Annotated in this window: 19 protein-coding genes; 14 read left to right on the forward strand and 5 right to left on the reverse strand. The window is 68.1% G+C overall.

The annotated features are described in order from the left end of the window. Positions 1-14 precede the first annotated feature (14 nt). Complete coding sequence (locus PUT80_RS24070) at positions 15-542, forward strand: gamma carbonic anhydrase family protein (protein WP_275293550.1); 528 nt, start codon at positions 15-17, stop codon at positions 540-542. Between the two features lie 2 nt (positions 543-544). Further along, positions 545-1246 (forward strand): FCD domain-containing protein, encoded by a 702-nt coding sequence (locus PUT80_RS24075; RefSeq protein WP_275293551.1) that lies wholly within the window; start codon positions 545-547, stop codon positions 1244-1246. Positions 1247-1289: 43 nt separating this feature from the next. Here the strand turns inward: PUT80_RS24075 and PUT80_RS24080 are convergent, their stop codons facing one another. Next, positions 1290-4667 (reverse strand): pyruvate carboxylase, encoded by a 3378-nt coding sequence (locus PUT80_RS24080; RefSeq protein WP_275293552.1) that lies wholly within the window; start codon positions 4665-4667, stop codon positions 1290-1292. Between the two features lie 284 nt (positions 4668-4951). Between PUT80_RS24080 and mmsB the strand changes: the two genes are divergently transcribed. Genes mmsB through PUT80_RS24100 form a run of 4 tightly spaced genes read left to right on the forward strand, consistent with a single transcriptional unit; the run spans position 4952 to position 9431 of the window. Further along, a complete protein-coding gene (gene mmsB / locus PUT80_RS24085; RefSeq protein WP_275293553.1) occupies positions 4952-5839 on the forward strand; it encodes a 3-hydroxyisobutyrate dehydrogenase in 888 nt (295 codons plus the stop codon). 47 nt (positions 5840-5886) lie between these two features. After that, entirely contained in the window at positions 5887-7350 is a 1464-nt protein-coding gene (locus PUT80_RS24090) for an aldehyde dehydrogenase family protein (protein ID WP_275293554.1), read from the forward strand. Positions 7351-7360: 10 nt separating this feature from the next. Then, entirely contained in the window at positions 7361-8221 is an 861-nt protein-coding gene (locus PUT80_RS24095) for an enoyl-CoA hydratase-related protein (RefSeq protein ID WP_275293555.1), read from the forward strand. 1 nt (position 8222) lies between these two features. Beyond that, the gene (locus tag PUT80_RS24100; RefSeq protein ID WP_275293556.1) at positions 8223-9431 is read left to right on the forward strand and encodes a CoA transferase; all 1209 of its coding nucleotides are present in this window, start codon (positions 8223-8225) and stop codon (positions 9429-9431) included. Positions 9432-9517: 86 nt separating this feature from the next. Here PUT80_RS24100 and PUT80_RS24105 read toward each other — a convergent pair whose 3' ends face one another. Continuing rightward, a complete protein-coding gene (locus PUT80_RS24105; protein ID WP_275293557.1) occupies positions 9518-10246 on the reverse strand; it encodes a GntR family transcriptional regulator in 729 nt (242 codons plus the stop codon). 380 nt (positions 10247-10626) lie between these two features. Here PUT80_RS24105 and PUT80_RS24110 point away from each other — a divergent pair, with 380 nt between their 5' ends. From PUT80_RS24110 to PUT80_RS24130, 5 genes are all read left to right on the forward strand, one after another. Next, positions 10627-11748 (forward strand): amidohydrolase family protein, encoded by a 1122-nt coding sequence (locus PUT80_RS24110; RefSeq protein ID WP_275293558.1) that lies wholly within the window; start codon positions 10627-10629, stop codon positions 11746-11748. A 17-nt stretch (positions 11749-11765) separates the two neighbouring features. Then, positions 11766-12899: an amidohydrolase family protein gene (locus tag PUT80_RS24115; RefSeq protein WP_275293559.1), complete on the forward strand. Its 1134-nt coding sequence runs from the start codon at positions 11766-11768 to the stop codon at positions 12897-12899. A gap of 4 nt (positions 12900-12903) precedes the next feature. Continuing rightward, the gene (locus PUT80_RS24120) at positions 12904-13398 is read left to right on the forward strand and encodes a Rieske (2Fe-2S) protein (protein WP_275293560.1); all 495 of its coding nucleotides are present in this window, start codon (positions 12904-12906) and stop codon (positions 13396-13398) included. Between the two features lie 95 nt (positions 13399-13493). Continuing rightward, positions 13494-14459: a PDR/VanB family oxidoreductase gene (locus PUT80_RS24125; RefSeq protein ID WP_275293561.1), complete on the forward strand. Its 966-nt coding sequence runs from the start codon at positions 13494-13496 to the stop codon at positions 14457-14459. Between the two features lie 356 nt (positions 14460-14815). After that, positions 14816-15187, forward strand: a complete 372-nt coding sequence (locus PUT80_RS24130) for a VOC family protein (RefSeq protein ID WP_275293603.1) — start codon at positions 14816-14818, stop codon at positions 15185-15187. Between the two features lie 510 nt (positions 15188-15697). Here the strand turns inward: PUT80_RS24130 and PUT80_RS24135 are convergent. The 3 genes from PUT80_RS24135 to PUT80_RS24145 form a co-directional block, all read right to left on the reverse strand. Beyond that, on the reverse strand, positions 15698-17449 hold the full coding sequence (locus PUT80_RS24135) for an AIPR family protein (RefSeq protein ID WP_275293562.1): 1752 nt from the start codon (positions 17447-17449) through the stop codon (positions 15698-15700). Between the two features lie 557 nt (positions 17450-18006). Then, positions 18007-19449, reverse strand: coding sequence for an MFS transporter (locus tag PUT80_RS24140; RefSeq protein ID WP_275293563.1), 1443 nt, complete (start codon positions 19447-19449; stop codon positions 18007-18009). Positions 19450-19612: 163 nt separating this feature from the next. Then, on the reverse strand, positions 19613-20089 hold the full coding sequence (locus PUT80_RS24145; protein WP_275293565.1) for an Lrp/AsnC family transcriptional regulator: 477 nt from the start codon (positions 20087-20089) through the stop codon (positions 19613-19615). 165 nt (positions 20090-20254) lie between these two features. Between PUT80_RS24145 and PUT80_RS24150 the strand changes: the two genes are divergently transcribed. From PUT80_RS24150 to leuD, 3 genes are read left to right on the forward strand one after another with little or no spacing between them, the layout of a single operon-like run. After that, entirely contained in the window at positions 20255-20968 is a 714-nt protein-coding gene (locus tag PUT80_RS24150) for a hypothetical protein (RefSeq protein WP_275293566.1), read from the forward strand. Next, positions 20959-22347 (forward strand): 3-isopropylmalate dehydratase large subunit, encoded by a 1389-nt coding sequence (leuC, locus tag PUT80_RS24155; RefSeq protein ID WP_275293567.1) that lies wholly within the window; start codon positions 20959-20961, stop codon positions 22345-22347. Before PUT80_RS24150 ends, leuC begins: the two co-directional genes overlap by 10 nt. Continuing rightward, positions 22347-22946 carry a 3-isopropylmalate dehydratase small subunit gene (gene leuD, locus PUT80_RS24160; protein WP_275293568.1) on the forward strand — a complete coding sequence of 200 codons (600 nt, stop codon included), beginning with the start codon at positions 22347-22349 and terminating at the stop codon, positions 22944-22946. Before leuC ends, leuD begins: the two co-directional genes overlap by 1 nt. The last annotated feature ends 454 nt before the right edge of the window (positions 22947-23400 follow it).

Genomic DNA, 23400 nt, shown 5'->3' on the forward strand with positions numbered 1-23400 from the left:
AAGGTGAACTGTCCATGCGGGACAACGTGCTGACGATCGGGGGCCGGGTTCCGTCGGTCGCACCGGATGCGTGGGTCGCCGACACGGCCACCGTCATCGGGGCGGTCACGGTCGGAGCGGGCTCCGGGGTCTTCTACGGGGCGGTGCTCCGCGCGGACCTCGAATCGGTCTCGATAGCGGTCGGGAGCAACATTCAGGACAACGCGACTGTGCACGCCGATCCCGGCTACCCGGCCCGGATCGGTGCCGGGGTCTCCGTCGGACACGGGGCTGTACTGCACGGCTGCACGGTCGCGGACGGCTGCCTGATCGGGATGAACGCGACCGTCCTCAATGGAGCGGAAATCGGAGCGGAATCCCTGGTGGCCGCCGGTGCGCTAGTCCCTGAGGGCATGCGGATCCCGCCGCGGTCGCTCGCTGCCGGCGTACCCGCCAAAGTCCGGCGACCGTTGACAGCCGAGGAAGTCGAGGGCCTGCACCGCAACTCCGAGGTGTACCGCGGCCTGACCGGACAGCATCGCGCCTTGTCCGGCTCGGAGTGACCGTGTCCACCACGGCCTCTGGGCGTGAGCCGACCTACCAGATCGTGCTGAACCACGTCGAGAAACAACTGATGTCGGGCGACCTCCGCCCCGGCGATCGATTGCCGCCGGAACGGGAGCTGGCCGCCCGGCTCGGCGCAAGCCGGCAGGCCGTCCGGGAAGCGATGCGGGTCCTGCAGGCACAAGGCGTCATCCGCTCCCAGGTCGGCACCGGCGACGGATCCGGCACGATTGTCGTTCCCGCACCAGCACGGGCGTTGGGCCGCGTGCTGGCACTCCACCTCGCCGTCGATTCGTTCCCCGTCGACGACGTGACCGAGGCGCGGGTGATGCTCGAGCGGTTCTCGGCCGGCCTGGCAGCGCGGCGGCGCAAGGCCGCGGACCTGCTGCGGATGGAAGCCGAACTGGACACAATGGACGCGGATCTCGGACCTGAGCAGTTCAGCGACGCCGACGTCGCGTTCCACGTCGCCATCGCGGGCGCGGCGGGAAACCGTCTCGTCAACGAGCTCACCGTGGCCATCCGGGAATCGGTGAGACGCTTGCTGCCCGGCGCCGTGAGCGACCAGGGCGGCTGGGAGTCTCTCCGCGACCAGTTGCGGGCCGAACACCGACAAATCCATGCCGCGCTCGCCGCGAGCGATGACGCCGCCGCCGCCGATCTCATGGAGGCGCACGTCCGAAGGTTTCACAGCCACTTCTAGCCGCTGTCCCGGGGCTCCGCCCCCTGCACGGAGCCCCGGGAGCTCATCCGATCTCGAGGATGAGATCCCCGCCCTCCACCTGCTGGACACGGCTGATCGCGAGCCGCCGGACGGAACCCGCGCGCTGGGCAGTGATGGAGGCTTCCATCTTCATAGCCTCGATCGTGGCGACGACTTGGCCCTCGGAGACCGGATCGCCCTCGCCGACCTGGAGCGTGACGACGCCGCCGAACGGCGCGGCGAGGTGCGCCGGATCGGCCCGGTTCGCCTTCTCCGCGGTCTTGACGGCGGTCCGGACCGACTCGTCGCGGACGACCACCGGACGCAGCTGCCCGTTGAGCGTCGTCAGGACCGTGCGATAGCCCCGCTCGTCCGGTTCGCCGATAGCCTCCAGCTGGATCAGCAGCGTGACTCCGGGTTCCAGGGCGACGGTGTGCTCCAGCTCGGGCTCAAGCCCGTAGAAGAAGTCCTTGCTGGACAACACCGACGTGTCGCCGTAGGCCTCGCGGTGCGCCAGGAACTGCTGGGTGGGCCCGGGAAACAACAGCCGGTTCAGCGTCGCCCGGGGTTCCTCGCGCAGTTCGCGCCGGTCTTCCTCGTCGAGCGTGGCCGCCGGACCAGCCGCGGCCCGGCCTTGCAGCGCCCGCGTGCGGAAGGGTTCCGGCCACCCGCCCGGAGGGTCCCCGAGCTCGCCGCGCAGGAAGCCGATCACGGAGTCCGGGATGTCGAACTTGTTCGGCTCCGCCTCGAAATCCGCCGGTTTGACGCCCGCGCCGACCAAGTGCAGCGCGAGATCGCCGACGACCTTCGACGACGGTGTCACCTTCACCAGCCTGCCCAGGATCCGGTCGGCCGCGGCGTAGCAGTCCTCGACCAGCTCGAATCGGTCGCCCAGACCGAGTGCGATGGCCTGGGTGCGCAAATTCGACAGCTGGCCGCCGGGGATCTCGTGGTCGTATACGCGCCCGGTGGGCGACGCCAGTCCGGACTCGAATGGCGCATAGACCCGGCGGACCGCCTCCCAATAGGGCTCCAGATCGCCGACAGCCTGCAGCGACAGCCCTGTCGCGCGGGCGGTGTGATCAGTCGCGGCGACCAGCGCCGAGAGCGACGGCTGTGAAGTCGTACCCGACATCGACGGGACCGCGGCGTCCACTGCGTCGGCCCCCGCCTCGATCGCGGCGGTCAGTGTGGCGAGCTGCCCACCGCCCGTGTCGTGGGTGTGCAGGTGTACCGGCAGGTCAAATTCCTTGCGCAGCGCGGAAACCAGCTTCGCGGCGGCGGGCGCACGGAGCAGGCCCGCCATGTCTTTGATCGCGAGCACGTGCGCACCCGCGGCGACGCTTCGCTCGGCCAGCTTCAGATAGTAGTCCAATGTGTACAGTTTCTCGGCCGGGTTCGAGAGGTCCGAGGTGTAGCACAGTGCCACCTCGGCGACTGCCTTCCCGGTTGCCCGCACGGCTTCGATCGCCGGGCGCATCTGCTCCACGTCGTTGAGCGCGTCGAAGATGCGGAAAATGTCGATGCCGGTGGCCGTGGCCTCCTCGACGAAGGCGTCGGTCACCTCGGTCGGGTAAGGCGTGTAGCCGACGGTGTTGCGGCCGCGCAGGAGCATCTGCAGGCAGATATTCGGTACTGCTTCGCGCAATTGCGCGAGCCGTTCCCACGGATCTTCGGCCAGGAACCGCAGCGCGACGTCGTAAGTGGCACCGCCCCAGCACTCCAGCGACAGCAACTGCGGCAGGGTGTGCGCAACAGCCGGTGCCACCGCGAGCAGGTCTTTCGTGCGCACGCGGGTGGCGAGCAACGACTGGTGTGCGTCGCGGAACGTCGTGTCCGTGACCGCGACAGCATCTTGTTTTCGCAGTGCTGCGGCGAATTCCTCGGGTCCGCTGTCAAGCAGCCGCTGTCGGGTGCCCGGCAAGGCGCCAGCCGCGGCACCATGCAGCGGCAGTTTGCCGACCGGCTCAATCACCTGCGGGCGGGGCCCGTTCGGCCGGTTCACCGTGGTTTCAGCGAGATAGGTGAGCACGCGGGTGCCGCGGTCCGCGGGCGGGCGGGCGTTGAGCAGGCGTGGCCGATCCTCGATGAAACCCGTGGTCACCCGGCCCTCGCGGAAGTCCGGGTCGTCGAGGACAGCGGCCAGGAACGACAGGTTGGAGCTGACTCCCCGGATGCGGAACTCCGCGATCGCACGCCGCGCGCGACGGACGGCATCGGCGAAGTCGTGGCCCCCGCAGGTCAGTTTGACCAGCAGCGAATCGAAGTGCGCGCTGACCTCGGCGCCGGTGTGCACGGTCCCGCCGTCCAGCCGGACCCCGGGACCGCCGGGTGTCCGGAACGCGGAGATGACGCCGGTGTCGGGGCGGAACCCGTTGGCCGGATCCTCGGTGGTGATCCGGCATTGCAACGCGGCCCCGGAAAGCTTCACCTGGTCCTGGGTCAGCCGGAGTCCCGGCAGGGTGGCGCCCGCGGCGATGCGCAGTTGCGCGATGACCAGGTCGCGTCCGGTGACCTGCTCGGTGACGGTGTGCTCCACCTGGATGCGCGGGTTCATCTCGATGAAGACGTGGTTGCCGCGTTCGTCCACCAGGAACTCCACGGTGCCCGCGTTCCGGTACCCGATCGCGCGGGCGAAGGCGACCGCGTCCGCGCAGATCCGCTCGCGCAACTGCGGATCCAGATTGGGCGCTGGAGCGATTTCCACGACCTTCTGGTGGCGCCGCTGGACCGAGCAGTCGCGCTCGTACAGATGCGCCACGTTGCCCTCGCCGTCGGCGAGGATCTGCACCTCGATGTGGCGCGGGTTCACCACGGCCTGCTCCAGGAAGACGGTGCCGTCGCCGAACGCCGATTCCGCCTCGCGTGACGCCGCGTTGACCGCATCCCGCAGCTCGCCCGGTTCCGTCACACGCCGCATGCCACGCCCGCCACCGCCGGCGACCGCCTTGACGAACACCGGGAAACCGATCCCCTCCGCCGCCAGGACCAGCGCGTCGACGTCCGTCGACGGCTCTGACGACCGGAGCACGGGCACCCCGGCGACCTTCGCCGCCGCGACGGCACGAGCCTTGTTGCCGGTCAGGTGGAGTACTTCGTGGGAGGGCCCGATGAAGGTGATTCCCGCGTCGGCGCACGCCTTCGCCAGCGCCGGATTTTCCGACAGGAAGCCGTAACCGGGATAGACCGCGTCCGCACCCGCACGCCGAGCGGCCTCGATGATCTCGTCGACGTCCAGATAGGCGCGCACGGGATGCCCTGGCTCGCCGATCTGGTAGGACTCGTCGGCCTTGGCGCGGTGCAGCGAGTTGCGGTCCTCATAAGGGAAGACCGCGACCGTCGACACGCCGAGTTCGTACGCGGCCCGGAACGCGCGGATCGCGATCTCCCCGCGGTTGGCCACGAGCACCTTGCGGAACATCTGTCTCCTTGCCGGATCCGCAGGCGGGCCCATGCTGTGCGGATCGAGAACGTGGACGAGCGGATCGCAAGGACCATTGTGAATCCTGAGTCCTGGATCCAGGATGCTTGGACGGTAATGATGTGACCGGGAAGTGTCAATCCGCCCCGCCGAATCCCGGATGAGGCTCCCCCGCCACAGTCGACTGTGCATCTTTGCACGGCATACGTGCCAATTTTCGTCTTGAGTGTGCTGTTTTCCCAAGTCAGAGTAGGCACGACATTGACAGGTAAGGAGTGCAGCGCATGAGCGTTTTCGGTTTCGTCGGCCTGGGCAACATGGGCCGGCCGATGGCGGAGAACCTGATCAAGGCCGGCCACGAGGTGCGCGGCTTCGATGTCGTGGCCGAGATCCGCGACGCCGCCGCGGCCGCCGGGATCACGATCGTGGGCTCGGCGAACGAAGCCGCGCACGGAGCGGATGTTCTCGTCACGATGCTTCCGAAGGGCGAGCACGTACGCGCTGTCCTGCTGGCGCAGGACGGTCCGTTCGCCCAGTTGAAGCCCGGTGGCCTGGTGCTCGACTGTTCCTCGATCGACGTCGTCACCAGTCGCGACGTGCATGCCGCGGCGACCGAAGCCGGGCTGCTCGTCCTCGACGCACCGGTTTCCGGCGGCGTCTCCGGCGCGACCGCCGGCACGCTGACGTTCATGGTCGGCGGCTCGGACGCGGCACTAGAGGCGGCCGGGCCCGCGCTGGATGCCATGGGCAGCAAGATCTTCCACGTCGGCGGCGCCGGCGCGGGCCAGGCGGTCAAGGCCTGCAACCAGATGGTGGTCGGCGCGGCCCTCGCGGCCACCGCCGAAGCGTTCGTGCTCGCCGAGAGGCTGGGGCTGACGCCGCAAAGCTTGTTCGACGTCCTCAGCACCTCTTCCGGCAACACCTGGGTCCTGCACAACTTCACGCCCCGCCCCGGCCTGGTCGAGGGTTCCGCCGCCGACAACGGCTACAAGGCCAAGTTCGCCGCCGCGCTGCTCAACAAGGACCTCGGTCTCGCGTTGAGCGCCGCGGACAGCGCCGGCGTCGAACTCGTCGTCGGCTCCAGCGCGAAAGCGCAATTCGACAAGCTCGTCGAGCACGACGGCAGCCTCGACTCGTCCGCGGTCGTGAAGGTCGTCGACGTCAAGAACTGACGGCCCCGCACGAACAGTCCGACAAGCCCCGAAACAGGAGCAACCGAATGACCACCTCCGTTCCCGAGTACCTGAACTACGTCAACGGCAGCTGGGTCCCCGCCCGCGACAACACCTGGATCGACGTCGAGAGCCCGCGCAACCGGCAGATCATCGCCAAGGTGCCCCGAGGCGGCGAGAAGGACATCGCCGACGCCGTCGACGCGGCCGGCCGCGCTTTCCCGGGCTGGCGCGACACGGCTCCGCGCAACCGCGGGCGTCTGCTGCAGCAGATCGCCGACAAGCTGGAGCCGGAGATCGAACGCATCGCCCGGATCATCGCGAACGAGAACGGCAACGCCCTGCGCACGCAATCGCGCGGCGAGGTCACGTTCGCCGTGGACGTCTTCCGGTACTTCGGCTCGGTCGCCAGCGAGGTCAAGGGCGAGACGATCCCGCTCAACTCGCACGTGCTCGACTACTCCCGCCGCGAGCCGCTCGGCGTCGTCGGCGCGATCGTGCCGTGGAACGCGCCGGTGCAGCTCGCCGTCATGAAGATCGCCTCGGCGCTCGCCGCCGGCAACTCCCTCGTCCTGAAGGCCGCCGAGGACGCCCCGCTCGCGGTGCTGGAGATCGTCAAGATCTGCCACGAGTTCCTCCCGCCGGGCGTGCTGAACGTGGTCGTCGGCTACGGCACCGAGGCGGGCGAGGCCCTGATCACCCACCCCGACGTGCGCAAGCTGTCCTTCACCGGCTCCACGGCCGTCGGCAAGCGGGTCATGTCCGCCGCCGCCGAGCGGATCGTGCCGGTGTCACTGGAGCTGGGCGGCAAGAACCCCCAGATCGTCTTCCCCGACGCCGACGAGGACTGGGTCGCGCAGGGCACGATCTCCGGCATGCGGTTCGCGCGGCAGGGCCAGTCCTGCACGGCGGGCTCCCGGCTGTTCGTGCACCGCTCGATCGTCGACTCGTTCGTCGAGAAGCTCACCACCCACCTCGGCAAGCTCAAGGTCGGCGACCCCCTCGACGAGGAGACCGACATCGGCACGATCGTCAACAAGAAGCAGTTCGACAAGGTCTGCGGCTACATCGACGAGGGCCTCCAGCGCGGCGAAACCGCGGTGGCGCTCGGCGGGCTGCCCCCGGCCGACGGACCGCTGTCGGAGGGCTACTACGTCCAGCCCACGGTGTTCGTCGGCATCGAGAACTCCTGGCGGCTGGCGCAGGAAGAGATCTTCGGCCCGGTCCTGTGCGTGATCCCGTGGGACGACGAGGACGAGGTCGTCCGGATGGCCAACGACACCCACTACGGCCTGTCGGCATTCATCTGGACCCACGACATCGGCCGCGCCCTGCGCACCGCCCACTCGATCGACGCCGGCTGGATCCAGGTCAACCAGGGCGGCGGGCAGGTGCTCGGCCAGTCCTACGGCGGCTGGAAGCAGAGCGGCATCGGCCGGGAGTTCTCCCTCGAGGGCATGATCGAGAGCTTCACCGAGCGCAAGCACGTGTCCATCGACACCTCGCGGTGAGGGTCCGGCCATGACCGAAGACGCCTTCACCCAGGAGTTGAACGCCGTCCTGAACACCGATCCGCCGGCCGCCCAGGTCGTCGACCGGGTCGCCACGCAAACGGTCGACGATGTCGCCGTCGTGACCCTGGCGAAGCCTGAGGCGTTCAACGCGCTCTCGCTGGCGAGCTGGCGGCGGCTGCGGACGGTGTTCACCGAACTCGCCCAGCGCGACGATCTGCGAGCGGTGGTACTGCGCGGCGCGGGCACGAAGGCCTTCGCAGCCGGTGCCGACATCAAGGAGTTCCCCGGGACCCGCATGACCGCGGCCGCGGCGACCGACTACAACGAGTCGATCGCCCGGGCGCTGCGGGCGGTCGCGGAACTGCCGGTCCCCGTCATCGCGGCGGTGCAGGGACTGGCCGTCGGCGGCGGCTGTGAGCTCATCACCGCCTGCGACGTCCGGATAGCGTCGACCGACGCCAGGTTCGGCATCCCCATTGGCAAGCTGGGAGTCACACTCGGGTACACCGAAACCGTTTCGGTGGCCCGGCTGATCGGCCCGGCCGAGTTGAAGTACCTGCTGTTCAGCGGCGACCTGATCGGCGCGGGCGACGCCCACCGCATCGGCCTGGTGCAGCGGCTCACCGAACCCGGCGACCTGATCGACGCCGTGACCACACTGGCGGGCCGCATCCGGGCGCAGTCGGCGCTCACCCTCAAGGCCGCCAAGCTCGTCACGGGGATGGTCGGCCGCCCCCTCACCGACGCGGACGCCGACACCCTCGCGCGCTTCACGGTCGAGGCCTACGAGGGCCCCGATCTCAAGGAAGGCGTCGCGGCGTTCACCGAACGCCGGACGCCGGTGTTCGGCCGGAAAGGAGAAAACTGACATGGGCGCACTCGACGGAATCCGCGTCGTCGACCTGACCCGCTACTTGTCGGGCCCGACGCTCACGATGCTGCTGGCCGACCTCGGCGCCGACGTCGTCAAAGTGGAAACCCTGCCGACTGGAGACCCAGCCCGGCAGTCGGGGCCGTTCCACGATGACGAGAGCGTCTACTACATGGCTTCCAACCGCAACAAGCGGAGCGTCGCGCTCGACCTGCGCAGCAAGGAAGGCAAGGAAGCGCTGCTCAAGCTCGTCGCCGGAGCCGACGTGTTCGTGCAGAACTTCAAGCCCGGCACCACCGAGAAGATGGGCCTGGGTCCGGAGGTTCTGCGCGAGCTCAACCCCCGGCTGGTCTACGTGTCGCTGAGCGGATTCGGTCAGCGGCCGCCGGGATCGGAGCTCGCGGGCTTCGACCAGACCGCCCAGGCGATGTCCGGGCTGATGAGTGTCACCGGCACCGCGGACACCGGCCCCCTGCGGGTGGGGATCGCGATCGCGGACTCCGCCACCGGCGTCTTCGGCGCTGTCGGCGTGCTGTCCGCGCTCTACGAGCGGGAACGCACCGGGGTGGGCACGGTGGTCGAGGGTTCGCTGATGCAGTCCATGCTGACGCTGCTGTCGTATCAGGCACAGAAGTACCTGAGCCTCGGTGTCACGCCGGTCCAGGACGGCAACGACCACCCGATCATGTTCCCCCAGGGCACCTTCAAGACCCGCGACACAGCGATGACCCTCGCCTGTGGCAACGAGAAGATGTGGCAGCGCCTGTGCGCGGCACTCGGCCTGGAGGAACTGCAAGCGGATCCGCGCTTCGCGGACAACGCCGGCCGGATGAGCAACCGGACCGAACTGCGCAAGATCATCGAAGAAGTGCTGGCCGCCAAGACGACCGACGAGTGGATCGCCACAGTCGGCGCCGCCGGCGTGCCGTGCGGGCCGGTGCTCACGATCCCGGAAGCGCTGGAACACCCCATCACGGCAGGGCTCGACATGGTCGCCGATGTCGAGCACTCCACACTCGGCGCGATGAAGGTGCTCGGCCAGTCCGTGAACATCGGCGGCACCGATGCGGGATGGCTGCGCCGCCCGGCTCCGATGCTCGGGGAACACACCGAGGAGGTGCTCACCGAGATCGGCTACGGCACGGAGCAGATCTCGAACCTGTTCGACGGAGGCCAGGCGGCACAGTGGAAACGCACCAGCGAATAGTGCGGCCACCTCGTTGACGCCCAAAGCCGGCTCCCCCCGCGGGGAGCCGGCTTTCTCGTTCCGTCGCCGCACGCGAGAGCGGCGACTCATGCACCGGAGGACTCCGCGATCGACGTGACCAGCTTGTCCGCCGCGCAGCTGAGGTGCTTGTCCATCGCGGCCTCAGCGGCATCCGGGTCCCGGTCCGTCAGCGCTCGGGCGACCTCGGCGTGTTCGTGCCACAGGCAGTCGAACACGTGCCCGATGTGCATGACGCTCACCATCGCGCGTTCCACGATGGACCACACCGGCACGATCGCGCGCTGGAAATGCGCATTGCCTGTCGCGGCGAGGATGGACATGTGGAATTCGCGGTCCGCGGCCAGCAGCTCTCCCGTGTCGTAGGTCGCGAGGACCGGAAGGTGCCGGTCGACCACGTTCTTGACGTGGCGGATCTGATCCGCGGATCCTCGTTCGGCGACGACGCGCACCGCCCTGGTTTCCAGAGCCAGCCGCACGTCGTACACCTGGCGTACGTCGGTGGCGGTGAGCTCCCGAACCGCCACTCCCCCACCCGCAAGCGGCTCCAGCAGTCCCTCCGCCACGAGTTCCGGGATCGCCGCCCGGATCGGCATCCGGCTCACCCCGAGTTGTTTCGCGACCCGCACCTGATTCAGCTTCGCGGCGGGAATCTCCTCCAGCGCGATCGCCAGCCGCAGCCGGTCGCGAACAGTCCTGACCAAGGCAGTGCTGTCCCGAGGCGGTAGTTGCCCCAGCGCCGGCACCTCGGACGACGGGCCCTCGGAACCTCGCGCGGCGAGACCCTCGTTCACCATCTGACACCTCTCGTCGGTCGTGCGCCCATCCAGCGGGGATCGCGAGCTCTGGCTCCGAAGCCACCGACGAGCGGTCAGAACCCCACGTCCGCCCGCGAATCCGAACCGCGCTCGTGGACGCCATGCCACTTAGCTGCAAGATCCTGGATCCAGGCGGCTTGCGTCACTTCAGTATGCCACGTATCCTTGATCCTGGATCCACAAATTGGTCGTCGGCGAAAACCCGCGGACCGCACGACTGTCCCACACTGGTGGTTCCCGCCGCGGCAGCGGTCTGCCCACCGGAGGGCCGCTGCCGACACTCTGCGGGCCCGCGACTCGAAAGCCCCTCCCGCACATTTCGTTGCCCACGACCGAAGACTCGAAAGGTCTGTTCCGACATGGTTGACACCGTCGTTGCCGAGAAACAGGAACGCTCCGCGCCGCCGCCCGGGACGCGCCCGGCAGTCGTCGACTGCGACGTCCACCCCATCCTCACCACTCCGCAGGCGTTTCTCCCCTACCTGGACGAGTACTGGGGCGACCAGCTGATCGGCGCGCTGTCGCCGAACTACGAGCCGAACTACCACCCGCGCCACTCGCCGATCGCGCAACGGCCGGACCTGCGGACGGATCCCGACGGCCGGGCGGCCACCCGAGTCGAGGATCTGGTCGCCGACGTCTTCGCGGACGGCCACACCGACTTCGCGGTCCTGAACTGCCTTTACGGCATTCAGCAGATGCACCAGCCGCGGCGCGAAGCGGCGCACGCGCGCGCACTCAACGACTGGATCGCACACGAGTGGCTCGCCCAAGACGACCGGCTGCGCGCATCGATCGTCGTGCCGCAGGGCACGCCCGAACTCGCGGCCGAGGAAATCGCGCGCCGCGCAGACGACAAGCGGTTCGTGCAGGTGCTCCTGCTGGGACAGTCCGAACTGCTCTACGGCCGCCAGATCAACTGGCCGATCTGGGAGGCGGCCGAGGCGGCGGGTCTGCCGGTCGCGATCCACCTCGGCGGTGTGTTCCGTCAGGCCCCGACCTCGACCGGATGGCCCACCTCGTATCTGGAGTGGTACGTCGGGCAGCAGTCGAACCTTGAGGCGCAGATCAACTCGATCGTCTCCGAAGGCGTACTGCAGAAGTTCCCCAACACCCAGGTCGTCGTCTCCGAAGTCGGCTTCCACTGGCTGCCGCCGTTCGTCTGGAAGTTCGACAAGCTCTGGAAGAGCTACCGGCACGACGTGCCCTGGCTCGACCGTGCCCCGTCACAGCTGATCCGTGAGCACTTCAAGTTCACCACCGCGCCCTCGGACGGCGCCGAAGAGCCGGGTGGCCTCGACCGGATCGTCGACCGGATGGGCAGCGACGAGATGCTCGTCTACTCCAGCGATTACCCGCACCAGCACGCGTCCGGGCCCCGGCAGATCGAGGCCGGCACCTCCGACTCCAAGCTGATCGATCGCATCTACCGGCAGAACGCCTGGGACCTCTACCAGCTCAGCGTCCCCGGCACCGACTGAGAAAGGCGGAACAGCACATGACTGTCATCGACCACGCCCCCGCTGCCGCGCCCGTGAGCGAACCGGTGCTGGGCAACGGAATCTTCGACGTCGACATCCACCCCGTGCCGCGCGAGGGTCTGATCGCCAGTTACCTGCCCGAGCGGTGGCGCCGGCACATCCACGAGTACGGCGTGCGCACTACCAACGGCCTGACCCACGTCACCGAATACCCGCAGATGTACGGCGGCGCGATGCGCAACGACTCGTGGCCCGACGACGGCTCGTACCCGGGCTCGTCGCTCGACCTGATCCGTTCACAGCTGCTGGACCCGTTCAACATCACCATCGGCGTGATGCAGTGTCTGGCCCCCGGCGGCCAGACCCTGAACCCGGCGAGCCAGGCACTGGACCCGCGCCTCGCCGACGTGCTCACGCGGGCGATCAACGACTGGCAGCTCGAGCACCTGGTCTACCCCGAGCCGCGCCTGCGCGCGTCGGCACCGGTCGCGTTCGAGGCCGCAGAGTTCGCGGTCAAGGAGATCGAGCGAGTGGGCTCCAACCCGGGCGTCGTCTCCGTGCTGGGGCTGAGCAAGACGATGGAGCCGCTCGGCAGCCGCAAGTACTGGCCCATCTACGAAGCCGCGGTCGCGCACGGTCTGCCGATCCAGCTCCATCTGTCCCAGGGCGGCGGCCACGCCAACACCGGCACCGGCTGGACCTCGTACCACACCGAGTACCACACCGGGCACACGCAGAGCCTGCAGTCCCAGATGCTCAGCTTGATCCTCACCGGCACCTTCGACCGGTTCCCCGAACTCAAGATCATGTTCGTCGAGGGCAACGTCGTGCACTACGCGCCGCTGGCGCAGCGGCTGGACTACCACTGGAAGACGCTGCGCAGCGAGGTCCCCGACCTGCAGCGCAAGCCGTCGGAGTACATCCGCGACCACATCTGGGTCTCGACCCAGCCGATCGACGAGCCGGAGAACCCGCGGCACCTCGCGGAGATGATCGAAGAATTCTGCCCGGACAACGTGGTATTCGCCTCCGACTACCCGCATTTCGACTTCGACTCGCCGGAAACCGTTTTCCCGGCGGCGTTCCCGGCCGATCTGCGCGAACGCATCCTGCGCACCAACGGACTGCGGTTCTTCGGATTGGACGGCTGATCGCATGTCGAAGTACGTGGTGGCGGGCACCTCCGAGATCAACCCCGGCGAGCGCAAGATCGTCGAACTCGAGGGCCGCAAAATCGGCGTGTTCAATGTGGACGGCGAGTTCTTCGCGCTGCTGGACCAGTGCCCGCACGCGGGCGCGTCGCTGTGCAGCTTCGGCACGGTCTTCGGGGTGTCCGGCGCGGAGAAACCGGACGGCGACATCTCCTACGAGCGCAACCGCGCGCTCCGGTGCCCTTGGCACGCTTGGGAATACGACATCCGGACCGGCGAGTCCTTCTTCGACCCCCGCAATTCGCGGATCCGCAAGTACGAGGTGGAGGTCGTTCCGGGGTCGCCCGAGGACGTGGTCGACCCCGACGGCGGACGCCAGAAGGGACCGTTCGTGATGGAAGGCTATGCCGTGAGCGTGGAGGACGACATGGTCGTCGTCGACACGAGCAGGCGGCGCCCCGCGCGCGGGCCACGCACGCAAGCCCAGTCTCGGGCCTGATCACTCTCACCTTCCTGCCGGGCCGGCCCGCCCGGCCCGGCAGGATTCCCCGGCCACCCGACTTCTGGCCGCGCGTTCCGAAACGGATGGTTCCGATGACGCACTCAATCCCCCGCGACCCCGCCGAGGTGCGCGCGATCATCACCGAGATCGTGCAGGAAGCCGAAGGCATCAAGTCCCTGCGGCTGGAGCCCGTCTCCGGCGACAAGATGCCGGCGTGGGAGGCCGGCGCCCACATCGACCTCGTCCTCGGCCCCGACCTGGAGCGCCAGTACTCGCTGTGCGGCGACCCCACGGATTTGAGCAGCTGGCGCATCGGAGTCCTGCGCGAACCCGAGAGCCGCGGCGGTTCCTCTCATGTGCACGAAAAGCTGTCGGTCGGCGACGAGATCCTCTGCCGCGGACCGCGCAACAACTTTCCCCTCGCCGACGCCGAGCGCTACCTGTTCATCGCCGGCGGCATCGGCATCACCCCGATCCTGCCGATGATCCGCGCCTGTGAGGCGGCCGGGAAACCGTGGACGCTCGTCTACGGCGGTCGACAGCAAAGCTCCATGGCGTTCCGGGACGAACTGTCCGAGCACGGCGACCGCGTCACCTTCTGGCCGCAGGACGCGCACGGCCACCTCGATCTGGCCACGGTCCTCGGGTCCCCGGAGCGGGGCACCGGCGTCTACTGCTGCGGCCCCGGCGGCCTCCTGGACGCCGTCGAGGAACGCTGCGCGAGCTGGCCCGAAGGGGCATTGCACCTGGAGCGGTTCCGCCCGAAGGACGGCGCCCTCGACGGGGAGAACACGGCATTCGAGGTCGTCCTCGACTACTCCGACATCACGCTCACCGTCGGCCCAGACCAGTCCATTGTGGAGGCTGTGGAGGCGGCGGGCGTGCACGTGCCCACGTCTTGCCGGGAAGGAACCTGCGGCACCTGCGAGACAGTCGTGCTGGAGGGAGAACCGGACCACCGAGACTCGTTTCTCACCCCGCAGGAGAAGGCCTCCGGCGAGGTCATCATGCCGTGCTGCTCGCGATCGTGTTCCCAGATCCTGGTCCTGGACCTGTGACCTTCAGCCTAGATACGGCGTCCGCGATGACGGGCGGCTGGTCCGTGGTGCTCCCCCCGGACCAGCTGACGCGCGGCTCGACGGAATTCCCAGGGGACGAAACCACATCCGGCGACGGCCATGATCCGCGCCATGCCGACGTGGGTCCCCGGCGCGGCCGGTGAGCGATTGCCGGACCGTACCAGGCCTCGTGCGCGTTCATCCAAGCTCCACTATGGATCGCCGGGATACCGTTCCGGTACGTCCGGCGGATACGGAGCCGCCGGCAACCCTGTGGAGACATGCGATGACAGCGAGCACGCGGCAGCCGCCCCCGACGACCGGCGTGCACCACTTCTCCCCCCACGGTCTCCGACATCGAGGCCTCCGCCAAGTGGTACATGCGCGTGTTCGGGCTGGAACGGGTGCCCGCTGCTTTCCCGCACCACGGTGACGAAGACGGCGGATACGCCGTCCTGCTGACCGACCCGCGAACCGGGCTGCTGACCGCATTGCACCATCACGAGGCGCACGACGGCAGTACGTTCGACGAAGGTCGTACCGGCCTCGACCACCTGTCGTGGGGCGTGTCGGCGCGGGCAGGCCTCGACGTCTGGGCGGACTGGCTCGACGAACTCGGGGGCGAGCACTCCGGCGTGATCGACAAGGCGGGTGCGTTGCCGTACTCGGTGGTCGTGCTCCGCGATCCGGACCGCATCCAGCTCGAACTGATCCACCTTCCCGGGTAGCGGACACGGCGCAGCACGCGCCTGTAGACCTCCTTGCCGATCTCGGGCGTGGCGAAGGCGTGCCGGGCACCAGTGTTGGCGTCACGCCAGATGCGGCCGAGCGTGCCATGCCGCGGCGACCGAGGCAGCGAAGACGCAGATGTGCAGTCCGAAGCCCGCACGCGGCTACCGACGCGGCGGAAAGGCTCTCGATGACGACCCGCGTGGCGCTCACGGTAACTCCCCGGGATTGGCCCCGACTAACTGCCCTCAGTGCCCGAGACGGGCGCGGGCAGCTCGCGGCATAGAGTCTCCGCGGAGATCGAGCGTTTGCACACCGTCCAATGCTCGAGGTTGAGCACCCACACGCGTTCCAGCTCATCGCCAGCCTTCCGCGGGTGTGGCTCAGAACTCGTGACGTCTCGCGCGCCGCTCAGCGGCTGCTCCACCTGTGCTGCCACCATCGCTTGTGCGGCCACGGACGTGCGGAACGCCTTCATTCCGTCGGCACCATGCGCAACCCGGGGCCCGTCAGCTCTCAGGCAATTTCAGCGAGCCATTGACCTGAGCAAACCGCCGTATCAGGAAGTTCACGAACGAGGGGCCTTTCGCAATCTTGTCGGAACCGTCGCCAGTCTTCATTCCGAACTCTGCGTAGCTTTCCGCGACAAAACGCAAGCACGCCGGCAGATCTGCGTCAGTGATCTGGGTACCGGCCTCAGCCACCGCCCTCAGCTGTTTTGGCGATCGCACCTCTTTGCCGACCAGCACTGTCGCCGCGACCATCGCCACGTGAAATTTGTAGTTCGTGCGCTCCGCTACGGATTCAGCGGACAGGAAACTGTCAATTGCTTTTTGCGCTTGCGCGAGCCAGAGATAGATTGCGACCGGAACATCCTTCGAAAAGATCTTTCGGTACTCGTCGTCGCGCTTGAGGAGGCTGGACGGCCTGGCTCGCGAGTCAGCCGGCCGGCCCAGCCCCATTGCCATCACCGCCTGCGCGAGGAACGCGATGCTGACGATCCGTTCCACGCTCCTGCCCGTGTTGCGATAGAAGTTCTTCCGCCGGTCGTAGTACCAGCCGTTGCCGAAGAAGTAGGCTTCGATGTCACGCTGGACATCGTCCGTGGCGCGCAGCGACGCGGCCGGGACTGAGGTCTGACGGTTTGTCGCGCGGATGACGCGGTCCCGCGTCGCTGGGTCATTGCCAGCGACGAGGATGCGGACCAGCACTGCACGGTCGAACGCCGGGTGCCCGCTTTCGATCGAGCGCAGAACATTGTGAATCGTGTGCGAAGTCTGCAGCCCGTTGACGACCTGAACGTCGTCCAGCGAGTAGGTCTTCCCTACCGAGCTCGCTCTCGAGCACACGATCGTAACCCCGTTGTTCAGCCACCAGAACTCCGGTCCGTCGGGATCTCGCAAGGATTCTTTGATCTCGAGGTTGACCTCGACATCTCCCTGGTAGTCGCGGACGTTCCAGTCGAAAATGTGCCGGCGAAGCTCGCCCTTTTCATCGCTAAGGAACGTCACGTAGTCGGACAGCTTCACCAAGGCCACGTGACTGTTGCCGCTGGTCGCGTTCTCCTGGTAGGTGAGCTCGGTCGTGTACGACGGAACGCTGTTGGCCCGTGTCCACAAGTCCGCAGCTCCAAGGAACTCGACGTGGCCGATCGCGCCTGGCACGACCTCTGCGAACTGGCACTCAAGGTCTCGCGCCTTGCGTTCGACCTTGGCATTGATCGCATTGGGACCGCTCGTGCGCCCGCGAGTCGCGTACACGAATCGGATCTCCACCTGCGGGTGCCGGGTAGCCAGTGCACGCAGTGCCTTGCGGAAAAATCCGGTACGCAGGACTGTGTCGGGTGAGTAGAGTTCGAGCAGGGAAGCGTCTTCTGCGGAGAGGCTGAGTAACCGTGCGGCGGCGTCCGCGACCTTCTCGATGGCAGTCTCGCTGAACGAGGTCTCCCGTTTCGCCTGGACGAGCCAGAGTTCCAGCTTGATCTCGACCGGAACCTTGCTCGGACGGAACTCGGGCTGAAAGACATCGCTGTCCTCGGACAACAACACGCCGCCAAGGAACACGAAAATTCCGTCGACGGCTCCGTCGTTGCTGCCGCCGACGATTCCGTTGGAGACTTCCTCGACTGAGAGTTCGCGTGCGCGCAACGCCTGCTCTGCCGCGAACAGCTCGAAAGCCTCGTCCTCTCGCAGCGGCACAGTTCGCTCCGCCTGCCGCTGCTCGAGGACCTGGTCGAGCAGCACCAACTCGTTGTCTGCCACGCGAAGGATCCTAGCCGAGCCAGTCGACGGATTCGGCGGGACGAGCGGAAGAATCGTTCGCAGCTCAGCTGCGCGTGGCTGGCGAAGCCAAGCTCCGTGCAGCGTCCACTCAGCCCTTGTCGACAGCTGTCCAGCCGAACCTGGGCGACGACGACGCCATGCCCTGTTGAGCGACTCCACTGCAAGCAAAAGAGCAAGCGGAGCACACGCCGCCACCCGAACACGCTCAATGCCGGAGCCGGACCGATATTCGCGCGCAAAGACGACGAAGTCCGAACAGGAAAGCCGTTCACGCGCACCCCGCCAACCCCGCCACAACTCCACGGTCACCAAACCACTGACCATCAATGATTCTGCCGGTCAGCAACGACGTGCCCGCCCATCCGCTTCGACGACGAGGTCAAGCCCGCCGCCATCAATTCCGCGACCGCCGATCTCGCACTCACGAGCGGGCCAACCGCAAGCCCCCAGCCGGAGGCCAGCCCGAGGCTCCGATCGATCCGCAGTGAAGCGACGCGACCCTAGAACCGTGCCGCTTCACCGTGGCCCGCGTACGGCTACTCGCGAACGTCTGCGTGGAGCGCCGTGCTCTCCCGCGCAGGGCGGACGCTGGCAGACCGCGAATCGCCGTCGTCCGCGATGGTTTCGAGGCTTTGGCCGTTGCTGCGCGGACCGAGCGTTCCGACGATGACGCACATCAGCACCAGCAGAGCCGCCGAACCGACGAACACGCCCATCGGCCCGAAACTGGCGAGCAGGGCAAGCCCTGCAAACGGCAGGATCGCGGCGGACAACCGCGACAGGGAATACGCGATTCCGATGGCTGTGCTGCGCACCTGTGTGGGGAACAGTTCGGCTTGGTAGATGTGGTACGCGCCGCTGAGGACGTTGTTCGCCATGGTGATGATCAGCCCCATCGAGACGATCAGCGCCGGTGCGGTCGCCGTGCCGAAGAGCAGTCCGGCCGCGGCGGTCACCAGGCCGGAGCCGATGATCAGGTATTTCCGCTCGAACCGTTCGACCAGCGGGACCGCGATCGCTGCGCCGACCGGGGCGCCGATGAACGTCAGCGCGGTGTAGCCGAGCGAATCGACGATGTCGTAGCCCTTGGCGAGCAGAACAACCGGCACGAGCGAGGAAAAGCCGTACTGGCCCACGGTTTGCAGGAGCTGGAACAGCCACAGCATGACCGTGCGCTTGCGGTACGGAGGGCGGAACATGTCGGCGAGCTTCACCCTGCGCACCGGCAGCGGGTCGGCAACGCGCACCGGCGGCAGCGTTCCCCGTTGCGCGCGAACGGTTTCCTCGACCTCGGCGACCACGCGGTCGGCTTCGGCGGCGCGTCCGTGCTCGACCAGCCAGCGGGCCGATTCGGGCAATCCGCGGCGCAGCACGAACACGACTAGCGCGCCGAGGCTGCCGATGACCAGCAGCCAGCGCCAGCCCTCCCACAGCAGGTGGGAGCGCGCCACGAAGAACCCGCCGAGCAGCGCCACGACCGGGGTGCCGAAGAAGCCGATGACGTAGGCGACCGCGATCATCCGGCCACGGGCCAGGCGCGGCATGAACTCGCTGAGATAGGTGTCGATGAGGATCAGCTCGGCGCCCATGAACACCCCGCACAGCAGCCGCAACGCGATCAGCACGGTGATGTTCGGGGAGAACGCGGTCGCCAGGGACAGCACCGAGTAGACGCCGAGGTTGACCATGAACATCCGGCGCCTGCCCAGCCGGTCCGACGCCGCGCCGAGGAAGATCGCGCCGACGATCATGCCGACGAACGGCGCGGCGATCAGCGCTGCCTTCACTGCACGGGCCAGGTGCCACTCCTGCCCGAGCACCCCGCCGAGCACGCCGCCCAGGAAGATCTCGTAGATGTCGAAGAACGCCGCGGCGCCGACGAGGAAGGTGAGCTTCCAGTGCCACCGCGAGACCGGGAGTCTGTCGAGGCGGGCGGCGATCTGAGCGACTCCGACCTGTGCTGGACCTGATGCTTCCACGGCGTCCTCCTCCTTGAGGCACGGCAGCCGAACTGCCGGTCGGGCAGGAAAACTACGTCGCAGTCATCACACGGTCAACAAATCGCTCCGAGCCTGTACCACTGGCTCAACCGAGTGGCATTTGCCTGGCGTTTGCTGTCCGGTTGGCCGCACCTCGGCCGGGTCAGAGCTGGCCGTGGCGCTTCCGGATCAGCGGCGAGATGCGCGGCATCAGCCGGCGGCTGAGCACGACCTCGGTCGAGGTCCGTTCGACGCCCTCCACCGCGATGATCTCGTGGAGGACTTCCTCCAGCCCGGCGTTGTCCCGCGCGACCACCCGGCAGAGCAGGTCCGCGTCGCCGGCGACGGCGTTCGCCTCGATGACTTCCGGGATCTTCGCGAGACCTTCGATCGTGGCGTCGAGTTTGCCCTGCGCCACCTGCAACCGGACGTAGGCCAGCCCGGCATAGCCCATCGCCGCCGGGTCGAACTGCGGCCGCCAGCTGATCAGCACGCCGAGCCGCATCAGCTTGTCCACCCGCGACTGCACGGTCGCCCGCGCGACCCCGAGCCGCCGGGCGTACTCCCGCACCCCCGCGCGCGGTTCCTCCGCGATCAGCCGCAGCACGGCCAGATCCATCCGTTCCAGGTCCTCGGACACCGGGCCTCCTCCGCGCCTCGCCCGCCGCCGGGTGGGCCAGATGCCCGTTCGAATTCCGGCCGGTCGCACCTGACTGTACCAGTGGTCTAGAAGCCAGCAGATTGTTTGCAACATCGGCAGCAGCGGGGCACGCTTCTGATGACCATCGATCGTCAGGAGGGGCCAATGGAAGCGCTCGGCGGCGGCACCGTTCCGACGGCGCGCATCCGCCCGGTCGCAGTGCCCGCACCCGCGCCGGGGCTGATCGAGCGCTACCTCGCGTTGCCCGACATCGCGTGCGGGGCCGCGGACGCGCTCGACGCCCTCGGCCTCGACGGCGTGTGCCGCCCCGGGCTCCGCGCGGCCCGGCCCGGCAGCCGGGTCTGCGGTCCGGCGGTGACGCTGCGATACGAACCGGCCGCCGACCCGGCGGACGCCGTGCTGGGAGACCGCGACCTGTACCGGCTCGCGCCCCGCGGCGCGGTCGCGGTCATCGCCACGGGCGGGCACACCCGGCATGCCGTCGTCGGCGACATCTCGGCCGCATGCGCCGCGCTGGCCGGCGTCTCGGGGATCGTCGTCGACGGCGCCGTCCGGGACCTCGACGCCCTGTCCGGCCCCGACGTTCTCCCGGTATGGAGCCTCGGCGCGGTGCCCGCCAACGCCCGGGGCCGGCTCGACGCCGCGGAACTCAACGGTCCCGTGCACCTCGCCGACGTCCTGGTGCGGCCGGGAGACCTGGTCGTCGCTGACGACAACGGCACCGTCGTCGTGCCCTCCGAAGCCGTCGAAGACGTGCTCGCCCGCTGCGAAACCGCACACGCACACGAAACCCGCCTGCTCGCCGATCTCCCCGTGCGGCGGCGCCGACGCCCCGAAGGAGCACCGCAATGGGCCTGACGCTCGCCGAGAAGATCTGGCGCGCCCACCTCGTGCACGCCGACCTGATCTACCTCGACCTCCACCTGCTCCACGAGGTCAACACCCCGATCGCCTTCGACGCGCTGCGCACCGCCGGCCGCCGCGTCCGCCGCCCGGACCTCACCCTCGCCACCGAAGACCACCTCGTCCCCACGCGCGACCTGTTCCAGGCCATCGACGAACCGGCGATGCGCAGGCAAGCCGCACTCCTCGCCGAGAACTGCGCCGAGTTCGGCATCGAGATCTACCGACGCGGCGACCCGCAACGCGGCATCGCCCACGTCATCGCCCCCGAACTCGGCCTGGTGCACCCCGGCATGACCGTCGTGTGCTGCGACTCCCACACCACCACCATGGGCGCGTTCGGAGCGCTCGCGTTCGGCATCGGCACCTCGCAAGCCGAGCACGTGCTCGCCACCCAGACCCTGCCGTTCCCGCGGCCCAAGACCATGCGCGTCACGGTCACCGGCACCCTCGCGCCCGGCGTCACCGGCAAAGACCTGATCCTCGCTCTCATCGCGGAAATCGGCACCGCGGGCGGGCAGGGACACCTCATCGAGTACCAAGGCGCCGCGATCGAAGCGCTGTCCATGGAAGCACGGATGACCGTGTGCAACATGACCGTCGAAGCCGGCTCCCGCGCCGGGCTCATCGCACCGGACGAGACGACCTTCGACTACCTGCGCGGACGCCCGCACGCCCCGACCGGCCCGGAGTGGGATGCCGAAGTCGCCTACTGGCAAACCCTCCGCTCCGACGACGACGCCGAATTCGACCGGGACCTCGTCCTCGACGGGGACAAAATCAGCCCCTTCGTCACCTGGGGCACGAACCCCGCACAAGGCGTGCCGCTCGACGCCACCGTCCCGGACCCGGCGTCGTTCGCCGACCCGGCCCTCCGCGCCGCCGCCGAACGCGCACTGTCCTACATGGACCTGAAACCGGGGACCCCGTTGCGCGGCCTCCCGATCGACGCCGTGTTCATCGGCTCGTGCACCAACGGCCGCATCGAAGACCTCCGCGCCGCCGCCGACGTCCTCCGCGGCCGCACCGTCGCGCCCGGCGTCGAGGTCTACCTCGTGCCCGGATCCGACACCGTCCGCCAGCAAGCCGTCGACGAAGGACTCGACAACGTCTTCGCCGCAGCCGGAATCCAGCTGCGTACCTCCGGCTGCTCCCTCTGCGCCGCCGTCAACGAAGACCGGCTCCGCCCCGGACAGCGCGCGGCGTCCACCAACAACCGCAACTTCGAAGGACGGCAAGGCAAAGGCGCCCGCACCCACGTCGTCTCCCCCGCCGTCGCCGCCGCGAGCGCAGTCGCCGGCCACCTCGCCGCCCCGAAAGACCTGGAAGCCTGATGCAGCACTTCACCGTCCACACCGGACAAGCCGCACCCCTGCGAGCCAGCGACGTCGACACCGACCAGATCATCCCCGTCCGCTTCCTGACCCGCCTCACCAAAGCCGGCTACGGCCAAGACCTCTTCGCCGACTGGCGCGACGACCCCGCCTTCGTGCTCAACCGCCGCCCCTACGACCAAGCCACCATCCTGGTCGCCGGCAAGAACTTCGGCACCGGCTCCTCCCGCGAAGCCGCCGTCTACGCCCTGGCGGACTACGGCTTCCGCGCGATCATCGCACCGCGATTCGGCGACATCTTCGCCGGAAACGCCTACCAGAACGGCCTCCTACCCGTCGCTCTCGCCGCCGAGACCGTCGAACAGCTGTGGGAACTCCTCGACCGTTCGCCGAACAGCCCCGTCACCGTAGACCTGCAAACCTGTATCGTCCGCGCCGACGGCATCGAGGTACCCTTCACCGTCCCTGCCGAAATCCGCACGCGCCTCCTGAACGGCCAGGACGACATCGCGCTCACCCTCCAGCACAACACCGCCATCGAGCAATACGAAGCCAACCGTCGGCCGGCGCTGCCAACCACCAGCCGACCACCTCGCTGAAACGCAGCTCGATGCCACCAGCAGACAGGATGCCTGTGCCCGACCCCAAGCGCGTCAAACCTGTTCGAGTCGGCTAGCTTCACAGAATCGGAGAGTTCGGCAGCGATCTCCCGAGCCGCGCGCAAGCCGGTTGTCACGCCTGCTCAGACATGATCCAGTCGCGGACCAGCCCTCGGACGGGGAAGAAGTTCGCTGTTGCGCGTTCCCACAGGACTCGCCTCAAACCCACATACGGCGGCGGTTGCCACTCCGTACGAACTTCGTCGGCCACGCCCGGTTCTCCAGGCAGTGCAGGTTCGCCGCGTTCGTTCACCACCGATCCGGCCCGCACAGAAACCTGCCGCCGCGGCCCTCAGTTCGCGTCCTCGACCAGGACCAGCGCAATTGCGCTGGAGTCAAGAGGCAGACCAGAGAGTTCCGGACTCAGTCGGATACGCCACTCGCGCTCATGCAT

The organism is Amycolatopsis sp. La24 (assembly GCF_029087445.1).
Lineage (GTDB): Bacteria > Actinomycetota > Actinomycetes > Mycobacteriales > Pseudonocardiaceae > Amycolatopsis > Amycolatopsis nivea.

Excerpts from the sequence above, each read along its gene's own strand:
- PUT80_RS24100 (WP_275293556.1), top strand. The coding sequence starts at position 8,223 with ATGGGCGCACTCGACGGAATCCGCGTCGTCGACCTGACCCGCTACTTG.
- PUT80_RS24125 (WP_275293561.1), top strand. The coding sequence starts at position 13,494 with ATGACGCACTCAATCCCCCGCGACCCCGCCGAGGTGCGCGCGATCATC.
- mmsB (WP_275293553.1), top strand. The coding sequence starts at position 4,952 with ATGAGCGTTTTCGGTTTCGTCGGCCTGGGCAACATGGGCCGGCCGATG.
- PUT80_RS24105 (WP_275293557.1), bottom strand. The coding sequence starts at position 10,246 with ATGGTGAACGAGGGTCTCGCCGCGCGAGGTTCCGAGGGCCCGTCGTCC.
- PUT80_RS24090 (WP_275293554.1), top strand. The coding sequence starts at position 5,887 with ATGACCACCTCCGTTCCCGAGTACCTGAACTACGTCAACGGCAGCTGG.
- PUT80_RS24115 (WP_275293559.1), top strand. The coding sequence starts at position 11,766 with ATGACTGTCATCGACCACGCCCCCGCTGCCGCGCCCGTGAGCGAACCG.
- PUT80_RS24095 (WP_275293555.1), top strand. The coding sequence starts at position 7,361 with ATGACCGAAGACGCCTTCACCCAGGAGTTGAACGCCGTCCTGAACACC.
- PUT80_RS24110 (WP_275293558.1), top strand. The coding sequence starts at position 10,627 with ATGGTTGACACCGTCGTTGCCGAGAAACAGGAACGCTCCGCGCCGCCG.
- PUT80_RS24120 (WP_275293560.1), top strand. The coding sequence starts at position 12,904 with ATGTCGAAGTACGTGGTGGCGGGCACCTCCGAGATCAACCCCGGCGAG.
- leuC (WP_275293567.1), top strand. The coding sequence starts at position 20,959 with ATGGGCCTGACGCTCGCCGAGAAGATCTGGCGCGCCCACCTCGTGCAC.
- PUT80_RS24150 (WP_275293566.1), top strand. The coding sequence starts at position 20,255 with ATGGAAGCGCTCGGCGGCGGCACCGTTCCGACGGCGCGCATCCGCCCG.
- leuD (WP_275293568.1), top strand. The coding sequence starts at position 22,347 with ATGCAGCACTTCACCGTCCACACCGGACAAGCCGCACCCCTGCGAGCC.
- PUT80_RS24070 (WP_275293550.1), top strand. The coding sequence starts at position 15 with ATGCGGGACAACGTGCTGACGATCGGGGGCCGGGTTCCGTCGGTCGCA.
- PUT80_RS24080 (WP_275293552.1), bottom strand. The coding sequence starts at position 4,667 with ATGTTCCGCAAGGTGCTCGTGGCCAACCGCGGGGAGATCGCGATCCGC.